The sequence below is a fragment of the Zunongwangia sp. SCSIO 43204 genome (genome assembly GCF_019904275.1).
Taxonomy (GTDB): domain Bacteria; phylum Bacteroidota; class Bacteroidia; order Flavobacteriales; family Flavobacteriaceae; genus Zunongwangia; species Zunongwangia mangrovi.
Genome location: NZ_CP063204.1, coordinates 2,308,876 through 2,323,576, shown reverse-complemented (window position 1 = coordinate 2,323,576; position 14,701 = coordinate 2,308,876). Strand labels below are relative to the sequence as shown.

Genomic DNA, 14,701 nt, shown 5'->3' with positions numbered 1-14,701 from the left:
AATCAATTTTGAAATTAATCAATAGAATAGCTTCAATTTGAGCAATAGCTCTTAAATCTTTCTTAATTTTAGAAACTTACTAAAGGAAAGTTTGAATTTCGTAAGTGAATGTGCAATTCAGCTTTTATATTTACCTTAAAAAATGAAAATCTTACTTTTCGGAGTTGCGAAAGATATTGTAGGAAATCAGGTGCTGGAAGAGCCTTCTTTTAAAGCTAAAAATGTAGCCGAATTAAAGCAGGAGCTCATCACAAAATATCCTGAATTTGCAAAGCTTTCTTCTCTGGCGATTGCTGTAGACGAAGAATATGCCAGTGATGACAGATCGATTTCCGCAGAAAATGAGATCGCAATTATCCCACCGGTTAGCGGAGGTTAATGAAGTTTGAAGGATCCTAACCTAGGATTATATATGGAAAAGAAAATTGAAATTATAGAAAATATCGATCCGTCTTTGATCTATAAAGACCTTTCCCACCCTGCCAGCGGTGGAATTTGTGTTTTTATAGGCGCTGTTCGTGATACTACCCAAAATCAAAAAGTAAATTCCCTTTTTTTTGAAGCCTACGAAGCGATGGCGCTTAAAGAAATGGAAAAGATCGCAGCGGCAGCAAGTAAGCAATGGAATTTAAACCGACTTATTATGCAGCACGCGGATGGCGATAAGAAAGTTGAAGAACCCGTTGTGCTTGTGGGTGCTTCCTCTGCACATCGCGATGATTGTTTTGAAGCCTGTAGATTTTTAATCGATACGCTAAAGGAAAAAGTTCCCATCTGGAAAAAAGAATTTTTCGATGGTAAAGACGAAGTTTGGGTGTCACCACATCCATAATCGCAAATTTAAATCCCCAAAAGAAGACATTAATGCTTATAGATAATCACCAAAGAAAAATTAATTACCTGCGACTCGCGGTGACCGACCGTTGTAACTTGCGCTGCAATTATTGCATGCCCGAAAGCGGGATTAATTTTGCAAAAAAAGATAAACTGCTATCGATCGATGAGTTATATCGCTTAAGCAAAACTTTGGTAGAACAGGGCATCACAAAGATCAGGATTACTGGCGGTGAACCTTTTGTTCGCAAAGATTTAATGGTGTTGCTTCGTAAACTTTCTGCGCTACCAAAACTCGAAGATATTAGCATTACCACAAACGCAACTTTAATTGGGCAGCATATTCCTGAGTTAAAAGAATTAGGCATCAAAAACATCAATTTGAGCCTGGATTCTATCACTCCTGAAACATTTAAAAAAGTAACTCGGCGCGACCAGTTTGAAACAGTTTATGGCAATTTGATCAAGTTGATTCAGGAAGATTTTAATGTAAAGGTAAATTTTATCGCACTAGATGGGCAGAATACTGAAGATATGATTCCGATTTTGGAGGATCTAACACGGCATTATCCGGTTTCGGTTCGTTTTTTAGAAGAGATGCCATTTAATGGCGGAAGCAAAAACTTCCAGACCATCAAATGGAATCATAAAGCGATCTACAATTATATCGCATCACAGTATCCGAACATTGAAAAACTTTCTTCGGAAAAAACTTCGACTTCGGTAAATTACAAGATTGCAGATTTTGAGGGCAGTTTTGGAATCATCCCAAGTTTTACTCGTAATTTCTGCGGAAGCTGTAACCGCTTAAGGATTACCGCTACCGGCGATGTAATTACCTGCCTATATGCCAGCGCCGATCGAAATATTCGCGATATTCTTCGTGCTGAAAATTCTGAAGAAAATATCAGAAATGAAATATTAAAAGCTGTTGGAAGTAGAGCAAAAGATGGTTTTGAAGCTGAAGCTCGAAATAAAAATTATTACGAAAATTCAATGACAAGTATTGGTGGATAAAAAACTCTCACATATCAACAAGCAGGGAAACGCTGAAATGGTCGATGTTTCTGAAAAAGAGATCACCAGCCGAACTGCGATTGCAAGCGGCCGAATTATATTTCCTGAGGAAGTTTTTAAGCAACTGCAAAAAGATGACTTTCTAAGTAAAAAAGGAAGCATCACACAAACAGCGATTATTGCGGGAATTCAGGCCGTAAAGAAAACTTCAGATCTAATTCCGCTTTGTCATCCGCTTCGCTTGTCAAAAATTAATATCGACATTCAGCCTGGAGAGAATTCGTTGGATATCGAATGTTTGGTGAAATGCAACGAACGCACGGGCGTAGAAATGGAAGCTTTAACCGGGGTTTCAACCGCCGCGCTTACCATTTATGATATGACCAAAGCTATAAGCCACGATCTGGAAATTTCAGAAATAAAACTGAAAAAGAAAACCGGCGGAAAAAGCGATTTTGGAGCTTGATATGTTGATTTGGAAATGTGGCAATGTGTTAATTTGAAAATGTGATGCTGGATTATGTTGAATTTTGAACCTTTAATGTGGAATTTTAAATATGCTGTAAGCTGACGGCTGAAAGCTAAAAGCTAACACAAAACAATGAAAACTAAACTAAACGGACTAGTACTTGCAGGTGGAAAAAGCACCCGAATGGGCACCGATAAAGGTGAGCTTGCTTATCACGGCAAACCACATCGCGAGTATTTATACAAACTTTTAGAAGAATTTTGCGACGATGTTTACCTAAGTGTACGAAGTGAGCAACAGCAAAATTTATCTGAAAACTTAAAAACGATCACCGATAAAGACCAATATCGAGGTCCGTTAAACGGAATGATTAGTGCGCATCAAGAATTCCCTGAAGTCGCCTGGTTAGTAGTTGCGACCGATTTACCGTTAATCGATAAAAATTCAATTGAGCAATTGATCGAGCAGCGAAATCCTGAAAAAATAGCCACGGCTTACGCAACGCATCAATCGGGATTACCAGAACCGATGTTTGCGATTTGGGAAGCAAATTCTTTTCCAAAAGCCATCGAATATCTGGAAAGCGGCACGAATACTTGTCCGCGTAAGTTTTTGATCAATTCAAAAACCGAATTGATTTTTCCATCGAGCGACGATATTTTGATCAACGCCAACGATAAAGAAGAATACGAACTCGCCCTAAAAAAAATTACAACAAGTTGAATCCTGAACGCTATACAAGACAAACACGGCTTCAGGGATTTGGCGAAGCCGGGCAACAAAAATTGGCTGATGCTAAAGTTTTGGTGATCGGCGCGGGTGGTCTTGGTGTTCCCGTTTTGCAATATTTAAGCGGAATGGGCGTGGGAACCATTGGTATTGTTGATAACGACGTGGTTGATATTAGCAATTTACAGCGTCAAATTTTATATTCTGAAAATGATCTTGGCCAATCCAAAGTGGAAATTGCAAAACAAAAATTACACGCGCTAAACAGCGAAATTGAGATCATAACTTTTCCAACTTTTATTTCTACGGAAAATGCTTTGGAAATTATAGCCGATTTTGATGTGATCGTTGATGCATCAGATAATTTCCCCACACGATATTTGGTAAATGACGCCTGTGTAATTCTGAAAAAACCTTTGATTTATGGTGCTTTGCACGCTTTTGAAGGGCAGGTAAGCGTTTTTAATTTTAAAGGCGGCCCAACTTATCGATGTTTATTCCCTGAAATGCCAAATCCTGAAGAAATTCCAGATTGTAATGAAAATGGTGTTTTAGGAATTATCCCCGGAATTATTGGAAGTTTACAGGCTTTGGAAGCTGTAAAAGTAATTACCGGAATTGGCGAAACTTTATCGGGAAAATTATTATTGTTTGACGGTTTAAATCAATCACAGCAAAAAATAAAATTCGGTTTAAATAAGCAGAATCTTGAGATTAAGAAACTTCAAAAATCCTATGAATTTAGTTGCGCTACGGAAGTAAAATCGATAGAAGCTGAAGCATTCTTTAAAAAATGGAATTCAGAAAATATTCAACTTATAGATGTGCGAAATCCAGAAGAAGTAGAAAGACAAAACTTACCTGAAACTCAGCAAAAAGACTGGAAAAATATTCCGCTAAGTGAACTTCAGGAAAAATCTGAAGAAATCGATCTTCAAAAACCAACGTATTTTTTATGCCAATCGGGCATGCGGAGTTTAAAAGCGATTAATCTATTGGAAGGTTTAAAAATCTACGGAGAGTTTATAGACGTAAAAGGTGGAATGAATGCAATTTCGAGATTAACAGCAATTACAAAACACTCTTAAGCTAATGCCGAAATTCGATAAAATCAGGTTGCTTTTTTTATGTTGTTTTGCGCTCTTTTTTTTCGCTTGTAAATCTGAAAAAGAATCTGATGCCGTAAAAATTGCTACTGCCGCAAATATGCAGTTCGCGATGAACGATTTAATTAAAACCTTTCAGCAGGAAACCGGTATACAATGCGAGACCGTAGTCACCTCTTCGGGGAAATTGACAGCACAAATCAAAGCCGGAGCGCCTTTTGATGTTTTTGTTTCCGCAGATTTAATATATCCGAATAAACTTTTTAAAGAAGGTTTTGGTGAAGAAAAACCAAAGATTTACGCCAACGGAACTTTGGTGTTGTGGACAACTTCAGAAATTATAAAACCCTCAATAGAACTTCTTTCTGAAGAAAAAATAAAACATATCGCAGTTGCGAATCCTAAAACCGCTCCTTATGGTCGTGCTACGGAAGAATTCTTAGAAAAAACAGGGAAATTCAACGAATTAGAGTCAAAATTAGTGTTTGGCGAAAGTATTTCAGCAGTTAATCGCTATATTCATTCAGGTTCCGCAGCAATTGGATTTACGGCCAAATCGGTTGTACTCTCTCCAAAAATGAAAAATTTAGGAAATTGGATCGAGATTGATCCTTCACAATATTCTGCTATTCAACAAGCAGCTTTATTACTGAAAGCTGAACAGCCAAAAACTTTTAAAAATGCTCGCAAATTTTACGAATTTCTATTTTCAGCAAAAGCCAAAAAGATTTTGGAGCAGTATGGATATAGAAGTTGATTTTTTGAATTTGATGATTTGAAAATGTGATAATGTATAATGTTGAATTCTGAATGTTGAATGATGAATGATGAATGATGTAACTAAAAGCTGACGGCTTGAAAATGTGGCGAAGTTAGCATATCTATTATCAGAAATAATAATGATGCGCCACCCTGAACTTGTTTCAGGGTCTCATAGTCTTAAAAGCTCTTATGAGATTCTGAGTCAAGCTCAGAATGACAGGTGTCAAATATTAAGTATTCGTAATTGCTGAAAGCTGAAAGCTATAAACCGTTAACTAACTAAAATGAATAACCTTTCCGGAAAAATAAAAAATATCAAAAATTCAGAATATATCTCTGAAGTCAGTATAGAATTGGAAAACAATTCTATTTTTAATGTTTTTCTGGTGGAAACTCCGCAAACTGCTTCCTACTTAAATTTAGGGCAAAAAATCAATCTACTTTTTAAAGAAACTGAGGTTATTATTTCAAAGAATTTGATGCCGGAAATTTCAGTTCAGAATCAATTAAAAGCTGAAATTATCAAAATTAAATCGGGAAAAATTCTAAGTAAAATTGTGCTAAAATCAGCTGTAGGTAAAATTAAAAGTTTACTCAGTTCTACTCTTTTGCAACAAATGAATTTCGCCGAATCACAGGAGGTTCTTATTTTAGTAAAAGCGAACGAAATTATGCTCTCCGAATGATCTGGGAATCCCTTTGGCTCACCTTAAAACTAGCTTTAATCACAACACTTTTGCTTTTTGTGATCGGTACGCCATTGGCGTACTGGCTCTCGGCAACCAAAAATAAAACCAAGCCCGTTTGGGAAACTTTGGTAAGTATGCCACTTATTTTACCGCCAACGGTTTTAGGTTTTTACCTATTAATCGCATTTGGTCAATCAAGTTTTCTGGGTAAGTTTTTAGATGAAGTATTCGGGTTGCAATTGGTGTTTTCGTTTAGCGGACTCGTACTTGCATCGGTCATTTACAGCTTGCCATTTATGGTGCATCCCATCCAAAGCGGATTTAGTTCGCTGCCCATTCATTTAAAAGAAGCTGCATATTCTTTAGGAAAATCGAAAACTACTACGTTTTTTAAAATTTTACTCCCAAATATCAAACCTGCCTTGTTAACGGGAATTGTACTTTCTTTTGCGCATACAATTGGCGAATTTGGAGTGGTTTTAATGATCGGCGGAAATTTACCCGGCGAAACCCGTGTGGCGTCGATCGCCATCTATGATGAAGTCGAAGCGTTAAATTACAGCAGCGCCAATACGCTTTCCTTTATTCTTTTTGTGCTGAGTTTTTCGATTTTGCTTTGTGTTTACCTGATCAATAATAAATCCCTAAACCGAATAGTAAAATGATCGAATGTAAACTGACAAAAGAGCTATCTGCCGCAGAAGAAAAAATGATTTTGAATGTTGATTTTCGATTAAATGAAGGCGATTTTGTAGTCTTATACGGAAATTCTGGTGCAGGAAAAACTTCTATTTTAAGAATGCTATCGGGTTTATTAAGTCCGGAAGATGGCTATATAAATCAGGATTCTAATGTTTGGTTTAATGCTGAAAAAAAGATCGATATGCCGATACAAAAACGGGAAATCGGACTCGTTTTTCAGGATTATGCGTTGTTTCCTAATATGAATGTAGAAGAGAATATTTATTTCTCGCTTCCGCAGAAAAAAGACAAAAAAACTGCTGAAGAATTAATCGAATTGATGGAGCTTGGAAATCTTCGAAAACAAAAAATTCAGCAACTCTCTGGCGGCCAACAACAGCGTGTCGCACTGGCCAGAGCTTTGGCTAGAAAACCTAAACTTTTATTGTTGGACGAGCCTTTAAGCGCGTTAGATCATGGTATGAGAACGAAGCTTCAGGAATATATTTTGAAGCTTCATAAAACCTACAAACTCACCACTATTCTGGTAAGCCACGATCCTGCAGAAATCATTAAAATGGCCGATAAAGTCTTGGTTCTTGAAAACGGAAAAATTACCAAGACCGGAACTCCTATTTCAATCTTTAGTGAAAGTAAACTGAGTGGAAAATTTCAGTTTACCGGAGAAGTCTTAGCAAAGATCGATGAAGAAGTGGTTTCGATCTTGCATATTTTGATTGGTAATAATGTGATCAAATCGGTTTCTGCAAAAGATGAAATTGCACATATTCAAAAAGGCGATAAAGTGCTTGTTGCTTCAAAAGCTTTTAACCCTATTGTAACCAAGATTGAATAAAATTTGAAATAAATTTAAAAGATAAGATTCAGCCTAAATAAAAATTTATGATCTCACACCCTGAAGCTTTAGAAAAAGTACTCGCCACAATCACCAATTTTGGCACAGAAAAAGTTGCGCTATTAGAAAGTGTAAATAGAATCTTAGCTGAAGATATTTTTGCCGATCGTGATTTCCCACCCTTTGATCGCGTTACCAAAGACGGAATTGCGGTAAACTCAGAGGCGCTTGAACAAGGTAAAACTTCTTTTAAAATTGAAGCAGTTTACGCAGCCGGCAGTCCGCAGGGAATTTTAAATGATCCTGAAAACTGCGTTGAAATTATGACGGGTGCGATGTTACCTAAAAATTGTGATTCGGTTATTATGTACGAAGATGTTGAAATTGAAAACGGAATTGCGACGCTACAAACTGAAGTAAAAGCTAAAATAAATATTCATCGCCAGGGAAGTGATCGCCAGAGCGGAGAAAAAATATTATCCAAAAATCAACGAATTTCGGCTAAAGAAATTGGGGTTTTAGCTACGGTTGGAAAGGCAGAAGTTTTGGTTAAGAAATTACCCAAAATCGCTATTATTTCTACCGGAGATGAATTAGTTGATGTTGCAGAAACTCCACTTCCACATCAAATTAGAACTTCTAATACCTTAAGTTTATTTGCGGCTTTGGAAAAAGAGAAAATCACACCGACTTTACTGCATATTCGGGATGAAAAAGAGGTAATGTTACAACAGGTAGAAAATGCTATGAACAACCACGATGTATTATTGCTGAGTGGTGGCGTTTCTAAAGGAAAATTCGATTATTTACCTGAAATTTTAGAAGAATTAAAAGTTGAAAAGCTTTTTCATCGTGTTTTTCAACGTCCTGGGAAACCTTTATGGTTTGGGAAACAACAAGAAAATAATGTTACTGTCTTTTCATTTCCCGGAAACCCGAATTCCACTTTCGTGAATTTTCATATTTATTTTAAAAGATGGCTCGCAGCATCCTTGGAAATTAAAACCTCAACTTCAGAAGTTATTTTAAAAACAGATATCGCTAACAATCCAAAGATCACCAGATATTTACTGGTAAAAACTAAAGCTGAAAATGGCCAATTTCAAGCTAAATTATTAAATGAAAATGGCTCTGGAGATTTAATTAGTCTGGCAAATGCCGATGGTGTAATTGTGCTTCCGCCAGAAAAAGATTTTAAGCAGGGCGATGTAATTGAGTTTGTTGAATTTTGAAATGTAGTGAGTAGTGAGTAGTGAGTAGTGAGTAGTGAGTAGTGAGTAGTGAGTAGTGAGTAGTGAGTAAATAAAAAACAGGGACTGAAATTTCTCAATTTAGTCCCTGTTTTTTATTTCTATATTCTAAAATCTAGCAGCGAAGCGGTCTATTTTCTTTCCACTAAGCAACTCCCGGTTCTAAACCTGCTTCAATTAGTTTTTCAGGAGTAATTGGCAGATCTCTCATTCGTTTACCGGTTGCATTGAAAATTGCATTGGCAATTGAGGCCGCCACACTGGTAATTCCTAATTCTCCAATTCCTTTAACGCCCATTTCGTTGGCAATCTTATCGTCTTCCGGTAAGAAAACCACGTCGATATTAGCCAGATCTAAATTCACGGGCACGTGATAATCGGCTAAAGTCCTGGTAATAAAATTACCATAATTTGGTTCAACCCGAGTACGTTCGGCAATGACCATTCCAGCACCCATGGTTAGTCCGCCAATAATTTGGCCGTAGGCTGTTTTTGGATTCAGAATCTTTCCGGCAGAACCTACGTTTACCATACGTTTGATTCGGTACATGCCGGTGTCTTTATCTACCCAAACTTCAGTGAAATTCGCTCCAAAAGAGAAAACCGAATGTTTTTTGTATTCTTCGGAAGGTTCTGCTGTTCCTTCAGCTTCAAAAGTAGTCAGGTTATTTTGCTGCAATAATTCAGCAACTTCAATCTCCTCAGATTCGGTAATATTTTGCTTCTTTTTTAATTCAGCAATCGCATTTTCGCAAGCTTTTCTAGCTCCATTACAATACGAAGCGGCTCCCCACGAACCACCTGAACCCGGAGTCACCGGAAATTCAGAATCTCCAATTTCAACTTTTACATTTTCTACCGGAATTCCTAAATATTCTGAGACCGTCTGTGCCACGATAGTATAAGTTCCTGTACCAATATCTGTCGCATCCATCTTGATATTTGCATTTACCGCAGCTTCGTTAAGCTCTAACACTACTTTTGCTGATGTCTTCATATACGGCGCACGACGTGACGCTGCACTTACACCATAACCTATTAGCCAGTTTCCTTTTTTATTGGTTCCCGGTTGCATTTTACGATTTTCCCAACCAAATTTATTGGCTCCAATACGTAAACATTCTACAAGCAAGCGAGAAGAGAATGGCTTATCAGCTCCCATATCAACCTGCGTATCATTTTTAATTCTGAAATCGATAGGATCCATTTTCAATTTCCAGGCCAGCTCGTCTATTGCCGACTCTAAAGCGAAACTCCCGGTAGCTTCTCCTGGTGCCCGCATAGAACTTGGACATTGAATATTAAGCGGGATTAATCGATGCGTCACCGCATTATTCGGCGTTTTATACAACATTTTAGACACATTCCCACAAGCCTCGAAATACTGAAGATTCTTAGCGGTATGCGAAGTTGTATGATGCGCTAAAGCGGTTAAAGAACCATCTTTTTTAGCTCCCAATCGCATTTCCTGCTCATCGAACTGGCGCATCCCGGTATTCGTAAACATTTGGTGACGTGTCACTGTAATTTGCACTGGTCTCCCAATCATCTTAGAAGCCATCGTTGCCATTGTGATGTGCTTATATACGTTTAATTTTGAACCAAAACCACCACCAATATAAGGCGTAATAATCTGAACATCTTCTTTAGGTATTCCAAAAGTTTCTGAAATTGAAGTTGTAGCCTGGTTTAATATTTGCTGATTAGCATACATTTTCACCTTTCCATCGTTCCAATTTACAATGGCTGCGTGCAACTCCATTGGTTGTTGATGCTCGATAGGTGTCGTATAAGTTTGCTCTAGAGTAACATCGGCTTCACGCATTCCTGCATCCATATCTCCGCGGCTAAAATCTGCGCTATCACCAGGTTTGTATGCTTTTCCTCTATTTTTATCTAAATGTATATCTGGTGTTTCTTCTTCGTAGGTCACTTTCACCAAGCGACAGGCATATTGTGCCTGCTCAAAAGTTTCTGCTACCACGCAGGCAATATATTGCCCGTAATAATGAACCTGGCGATCCTGGAATACTGGAGCTACCGTGGTTAGTGAAAAGTTAGTCATATCTTTTGGATAGTTTTTCAACTTTTCAGCATTTTTATAAGTGATCACCGCTAAGACTCCGTCTAGCTTTTCTGCTTCTGAAGTATCTATCGAAGTAATTTTTCCTTTTGCTATCGTGCTGTTTACGCCTTGCGCGTACACCATATTTTCGACAGGAAATTCTGAAGCATATTTTGCTTTTCCCGTAACCTTCAGGTGTCCTTCAATTCTATCTATAGGATTTCCTATTCCTGATGCTTTTATTGTTTTCATAGTTTATTGCTAAGATTAGGGATTTTATGCTTCTCTTTCAAAAGCCTGGGTAAGCGCTCTGATGATCGCTTTTTTACCCATTTCAACTTTATATTTATTACCTTCAAAAGGTTTAGCGTCTTGCATTGCCATTTCTGCTGCAGCCTTAAAGTTTACTTTATTCGGTTTCTTACCTTCTAAGTATTTTTCAACTTCAGTAAACTTCCAGGGTTTGTGTGCTACACCGCCCATTGCTAAGCCAGCTTTGGTAATTACACCACTTTTAATTTGTAAACCGGCAGCTACAGAAACCAAAGCAAAGGCATAACTAGAACGCTCACGTATTTTCAAATAATAATAATGATCTGAAAATTTAGGTTCATCTAAATGAATGGCAGTGATCAACTCACCAGGTTCTAATGTGTTATCTTCTTCAGGCTGATTTCCCGGTAATCGATGAAAGTCAGTAAAATCTATAGTCCTTGAAGAACCATCTGTTTTTTGAACCTCAACTATTGCATCCATGGCAGCCAAGGCCACACACATATCTGAAGGATGTGTAGCGATACATTTGTCACTGTATCCAAAAATGGCGTGTAAAGCATTCATTCCATCTTTAGCGCCACAACCTGAACCCGGTTCACGTTTGTTACACGGCATTGAAGTTTCAAAAAAATAGGGACATCTTGTACGTTGCAGTAAATTTCCTGCATTGGTCGCCATATTTCTAATCTGCGCTGTAGCAGCCGAAAGCATTGCCATTGATAATAATGGATAATTTTGTCGAATATCAGGATGGTTTGCAGTTTCAGAATTGCTTAGCATTCCGCCCAGCGTATATCCTCCTTCGTTGTTTTTAGAAATTTGTTTATAATCCAGGCTGGCAACTTCGATCAATTGATCGGGACGTTCTACATCTTCTTTCATCAAATCGACCAAATTGGTACCACCTCCTAAATAATGGGAAGTCTTGGTGAAATTTTGAAGCGCCTGTTCTTTATTTTTAGCATTCGTATAAGAGAATGGTCTCATAATTAGTTTGTGTTTATCCTCAATCGAGGCATTAGAAAAGATTATTGATTCTAAAAATCAATAAATAGATCAGGAGTTTTTAGCTTTCTCCATTTGCTCGGCAGTAGCGAACTCCCAGGTTGGCATCTCATCGTCACCAGAATGCACTTCTTTAAATGCCTGAACGATATTGTTGTAAGCTCCACAGCGACAAATATTACCAGACATCCGTTCTCTAATTTCTTCTTCGGAAAGTTTTAAGTCGGTTTTTACGTCTTTGAAATTTTCTGTCACATAACTTGCTTCTCCATTTTTTGCTTCTTCCAGTAGCGCTACTGAAGAGCAGATTTGTCCAGGAGTACAATATCCACATTGAAATCCATCGTGTTTTAGGAAAGCTTCCTGCATTGGGTGAAGGTTTCCGTTTTCAGCTAAACCTTCTACGGTAGTGATCTCTTTGTCTTCGCAGGTTGCAGCAAGCGTTAAACAAGAAAGCTTACGCTTACCATCGACCATTACGGTACAGGCACCACATTGGCCATGATCACATCCTTTTTTAGTTCCGGTAAGTTGTAAGCGTTCTCGAAGCGCATCTAAAAGTGAAGTCCTAGAATCTAGCGCTAGCTGTTTTACCATATCATTTACCCTAAGATTTACACGGACTTCGTTTAAAAGTATTTCAGGGTTATCGGGTAAAGTTCTTGCCGGACTAGCCAACAAATCTGAAGTTAAATAAGATGAAGCCCAAATACTTAAACTCGCGGCAGACATCTGTTTCAGGAATTTCCTGCGTGAAGTTCCGTTTAAACCAATTTCATCGAAGATCTTTTCTTCATCTTTTGAAAGTTGGTCGGTATCTGAACCATTTTTCCATTTTTCCATTTCGTCCATATGCAATTTTTTTTGAAGGTAATTGAGATTTGAAGTCTAAAAATTTGTAGGCAAACTACCTCCGGGCAAGCCCTCGAGGCATTCGTTGGAAACAAATTTTTAATTTCGAGGCAAGCCTCCGGGTATTATAAGCCTTTGGCGGTGCCGATAAATTTTAGAAACTAAAAATCAATGCTTCAATTTAAATAATTGAATACGGAACTAATGTTTTAGGAATGTTATTTTTATGCTAAAGTGAATTTTAGGTCAATAAAGCGATCTTTTCAACTTAAAATTTAAAAAATATATTTTGGAGTATATAAGTCTACTTTGAATATACAGCTTCAGAAGATATAAACTTTAAAAATGATCTTAAATAGCCTACAAAATTTTCTCTCGATCTTAATCGATCCCATTCTTCTCTTCTCTTAAATTCATCATCGATTTTACCTAAAAAGAAATTATAGATCTCAGGAAATTTTGACGTATATATTTCAAAATTGAAAATAACGAGATCCATTTTGTAGTTTGCCCTGTCTCTTCGTCTTTTTCGATCTGCTATTTGATATAATCCTTCAGCAGTTTTAAAATCTTTTATAAATTGCTCTATAACATCAAAGTGTCTGTAAATTAAATGATTCATAATAATCTTAGTTAGGTTATCTTGCAAAGTGCAACGACTACTAAATTATTAATCATTTGTACTTACATCAATACCCAACAAAGGGTATTTTACAATTTCTTTAACAAAGAGAATTATAAAATAAAAAAAAGAGACCATAAAAATGGTCTCTTTCTTATTCATGTAAAATTCAAAACTTAGTATGCATTAGCGATGATTTGCTCGTAAAGCTCTTGTTTACCACTCATTTTTGTTGGCTCTCCATTTGCTTTTCCTAGCTCACCTAATTGCTCTAAAGTAAGTTTTCCTGTTTCAAAATCTTTACCGCTACCACTATCAAAAGAAGCGTAACGATCTTTTTTAAGGCTACTGTATTTTGTATTGTTAAGAATATGCTCTGCAGTAATTAATCCGCGTGCAAAAACATCCATTCCAGAGATATGGGCGATAAATTTATCTTCAAGATCTGTAGAATTTCTTCTAACTTTCGCATCGAAGTTAATTCCGCCTCCCTGAATTCCGCCACCTTTAAGGATGATCATCATTGCCTGGGTAACTTCAAATAGATCGATTGGGAATTGATCTGTATCCCATCCGTTTTGATAATCACCACGGTTCGCATCGATACTTCCTAATTTTCCCGCATCGATAGCAGTTTGCAATTCATGCTCAAATGTGTGACCAGCAAGCGTTGCGTGATTTACCTCGATATTCAGTTTAAAGTCATCCTGCAATCCATATTTATTGATAAAACCTAAACAAGTTGCCGCATCAAAATCGTATTGATGTTTAGTTGGTTCCATTGGTTTTGGCTCTAAGAAAAAGTTTCCTTTAAAACCTTGTTTTCTGGCATAATCTCTACACATTCCTAAGAACATTGCCATATGCTCCTGCTCTCTTTTCATATCAGTATTAAGCAAGCTCATATAACCTTCACGACCACCCCAGAATACATAATTCTCACCGCCTAAAGCCATAGTAGCATCTAAAGCGATCTTTGCCTGTGCACCGGCATAAGCCACAACATCAAAATTAGGATTAGTTGCCGCACCATTCATATATCTTGGATTGGTAAACAGGTTAGATGTTCCCCAAAGTAACTTCAAACCACTTTCTTGTTGCTTTTGCTTTGCATATTCTGTAACAGCCTGGATTCTTTTTTCAAACTCTCCCAAAGTTGGCGCTTCATCTACAAGATCTACATCATGAAAACAATAATAAGGAACACCAAGCTTGGTCATAAATTCGAAAGCAGCATCCATTTTATCTTTGGCACGCGCTACCGGATCTTCCTTTTTATCCCACTCAAAAACTTCGGTATCTGCTCCAAAAGGATCTCCACCTTTGTTATTAAATGTATGCCAGTACGCCACCGCAAATCTCAAGTGCTCTTTTAAAGTTTTGCCGGCTACGACTTTATTTTCATCATAATATTTAAAAGCTAAAGGATTGTCACTCTCTTTACCTTCAAATTTTATGGTATCGATGTTCTTAAAATAATTACTCATA

The 14,701-nt window shown here is 37.3% G+C and carries 16 protein-coding genes; 11 read left to right on the top strand and 5 right to left on the bottom strand.

The genetic code is table 11. The annotated features are described in order from the left end of the window. Positions 1 to 142: 142 nt before the first annotated feature. From INR75_RS10260 to INR75_RS10210, 11 genes are all read left to right on the top strand, one after another. A complete protein-coding gene (locus tag INR75_RS10260; RefSeq protein WP_223088716.1) occupies positions 143 to 379 on the top strand; it encodes a MoaD/ThiS family protein in 237 nt (78 codons plus the stop codon). A 33-nt stretch (positions 380 to 412) separates the two neighbouring features. Beyond that, positions 413 to 832 carry a molybdenum cofactor biosynthesis protein MoaE gene (locus INR75_RS10255; protein ID WP_223088715.1) on the top strand — a complete coding sequence of 140 codons (420 nt, stop codon included), beginning with the start codon at positions 413 to 415 and terminating at the stop codon, positions 830 to 832. 32 nt (positions 833 to 864) lie between these two features. After that, the gene (gene moaA / locus INR75_RS10250; protein WP_223088714.1) at positions 865 to 1,851 is read left to right on the top strand and encodes a GTP 3',8-cyclase MoaA; all 987 of its coding nucleotides are present in this window, start codon (positions 865 to 867) and stop codon (positions 1,849 to 1,851) included. Then, entirely contained in the window at positions 1,844 to 2,317 is a 474-nt protein-coding gene (gene moaC, locus INR75_RS10245; RefSeq protein WP_223088713.1) for a cyclic pyranopterin monophosphate synthase MoaC, read from the top strand. The genes moaA and moaC overlap by 8 nt, the downstream gene beginning before the upstream one ends. Before the next feature lie 135 nt (positions 2,318 to 2,452). Further along, the gene (locus INR75_RS10240; protein ID WP_223088712.1) at positions 2,453 to 3,043 is read left to right on the top strand and encodes an NTP transferase domain-containing protein; all 591 of its coding nucleotides are present in this window, start codon (positions 2,453 to 2,455) and stop codon (positions 3,041 to 3,043) included. Continuing rightward, complete coding sequence (gene moeB / locus INR75_RS10235) at positions 3,040 to 4,137, top strand: HesA/MoeB/ThiF family protein (RefSeq protein WP_223088711.1); 1,098 nt, start codon at positions 3,040 to 3,042, stop codon at positions 4,135 to 4,137. Before INR75_RS10240 ends, moeB begins: the two co-directional genes overlap by 4 nt. Before the next feature lie 4 nt (positions 4,138 to 4,141). Beyond that, positions 4,142 to 4,912, top strand: a complete 771-nt coding sequence (gene modA, locus INR75_RS10230; RefSeq protein WP_223088710.1) for a molybdate ABC transporter substrate-binding protein — start codon at positions 4,142 to 4,144, stop codon at positions 4,910 to 4,912. A gap of 289 nt (positions 4,913 to 5,201) precedes the next feature. Continuing rightward, positions 5,202 to 5,603, top strand: a complete 402-nt coding sequence (locus INR75_RS10225) for a molybdopterin-binding protein (RefSeq protein WP_223088709.1) — start codon at positions 5,202 to 5,204, stop codon at positions 5,601 to 5,603. Continuing rightward, positions 5,600 to 6,271 carry a molybdate ABC transporter permease subunit gene (modB, locus tag INR75_RS10220; RefSeq protein WP_223088708.1) on the top strand — a complete coding sequence of 224 codons (672 nt, stop codon included), beginning with the start codon at positions 5,600 to 5,602 and terminating at the stop codon, positions 6,269 to 6,271. Before INR75_RS10225 ends, modB begins: the two co-directional genes overlap by 4 nt. Further along, on the top strand, positions 6,268 to 7,143 hold the full coding sequence (locus tag INR75_RS10215) for an ABC transporter ATP-binding protein (RefSeq protein WP_223088707.1): 876 nt from the start codon (positions 6,268 to 6,270) through the stop codon (positions 7,141 to 7,143). The genes modB and INR75_RS10215 overlap by 4 nt, the downstream gene beginning before the upstream one ends. Positions 7,144 to 7,190: 47 nt before the next feature. Beyond that, a complete protein-coding gene (locus tag INR75_RS10210; RefSeq protein ID WP_223088706.1) occupies positions 7,191 to 8,375 on the top strand; it encodes a molybdopterin molybdotransferase MoeA in 1,185 nt (394 codons plus the stop codon). Positions 8,376 to 8,538: 163 nt separating this feature from the next. Here INR75_RS10210 and INR75_RS10205 read toward each other — a convergent pair whose 3' ends face one another. The 5 genes from INR75_RS10205 to xylA form a co-directional block, all read right to left on the bottom strand. Then, positions 8,539 to 10,710, bottom strand: coding sequence for a xanthine dehydrogenase family protein molybdopterin-binding subunit (locus INR75_RS10205; RefSeq protein WP_223088705.1), 2,172 nt, complete (start codon positions 10,708 to 10,710; stop codon positions 8,539 to 8,541). A 24-nt stretch (positions 10,711 to 10,734) separates the two neighbouring features. Further along, positions 10,735 to 11,721 carry a xanthine dehydrogenase family protein subunit M gene (locus INR75_RS10200; RefSeq protein WP_223088704.1) on the bottom strand — a complete coding sequence of 329 codons (987 nt, stop codon included), beginning with the start codon at positions 11,719 to 11,721 and terminating at the stop codon, positions 10,735 to 10,737. Between the two features lie 69 nt (positions 11,722 to 11,790). Continuing rightward, positions 11,791 to 12,591 (bottom strand): 2Fe-2S iron-sulfur cluster-binding protein, encoded by an 801-nt coding sequence (locus tag INR75_RS10195; protein WP_223088703.1) that lies wholly within the window; start codon positions 12,589 to 12,591, stop codon positions 11,791 to 11,793. 304 nt (positions 12,592 to 12,895) lie between these two features. Then, positions 12,896 to 13,213, bottom strand: a complete 318-nt coding sequence (locus tag INR75_RS10190; RefSeq protein WP_223088702.1) for a hypothetical protein — start codon at positions 13,211 to 13,213, stop codon at positions 12,896 to 12,898. Between the two features lie 176 nt (positions 13,214 to 13,389). Next, complete coding sequence (gene xylA, locus INR75_RS10185; RefSeq protein ID WP_223088701.1) at positions 13,390 to 14,700, bottom strand: xylose isomerase; 1,311 nt, start codon at positions 14,698 to 14,700, stop codon at positions 13,390 to 13,392. Position 14,701: the final 1 nt, after the last annotated feature.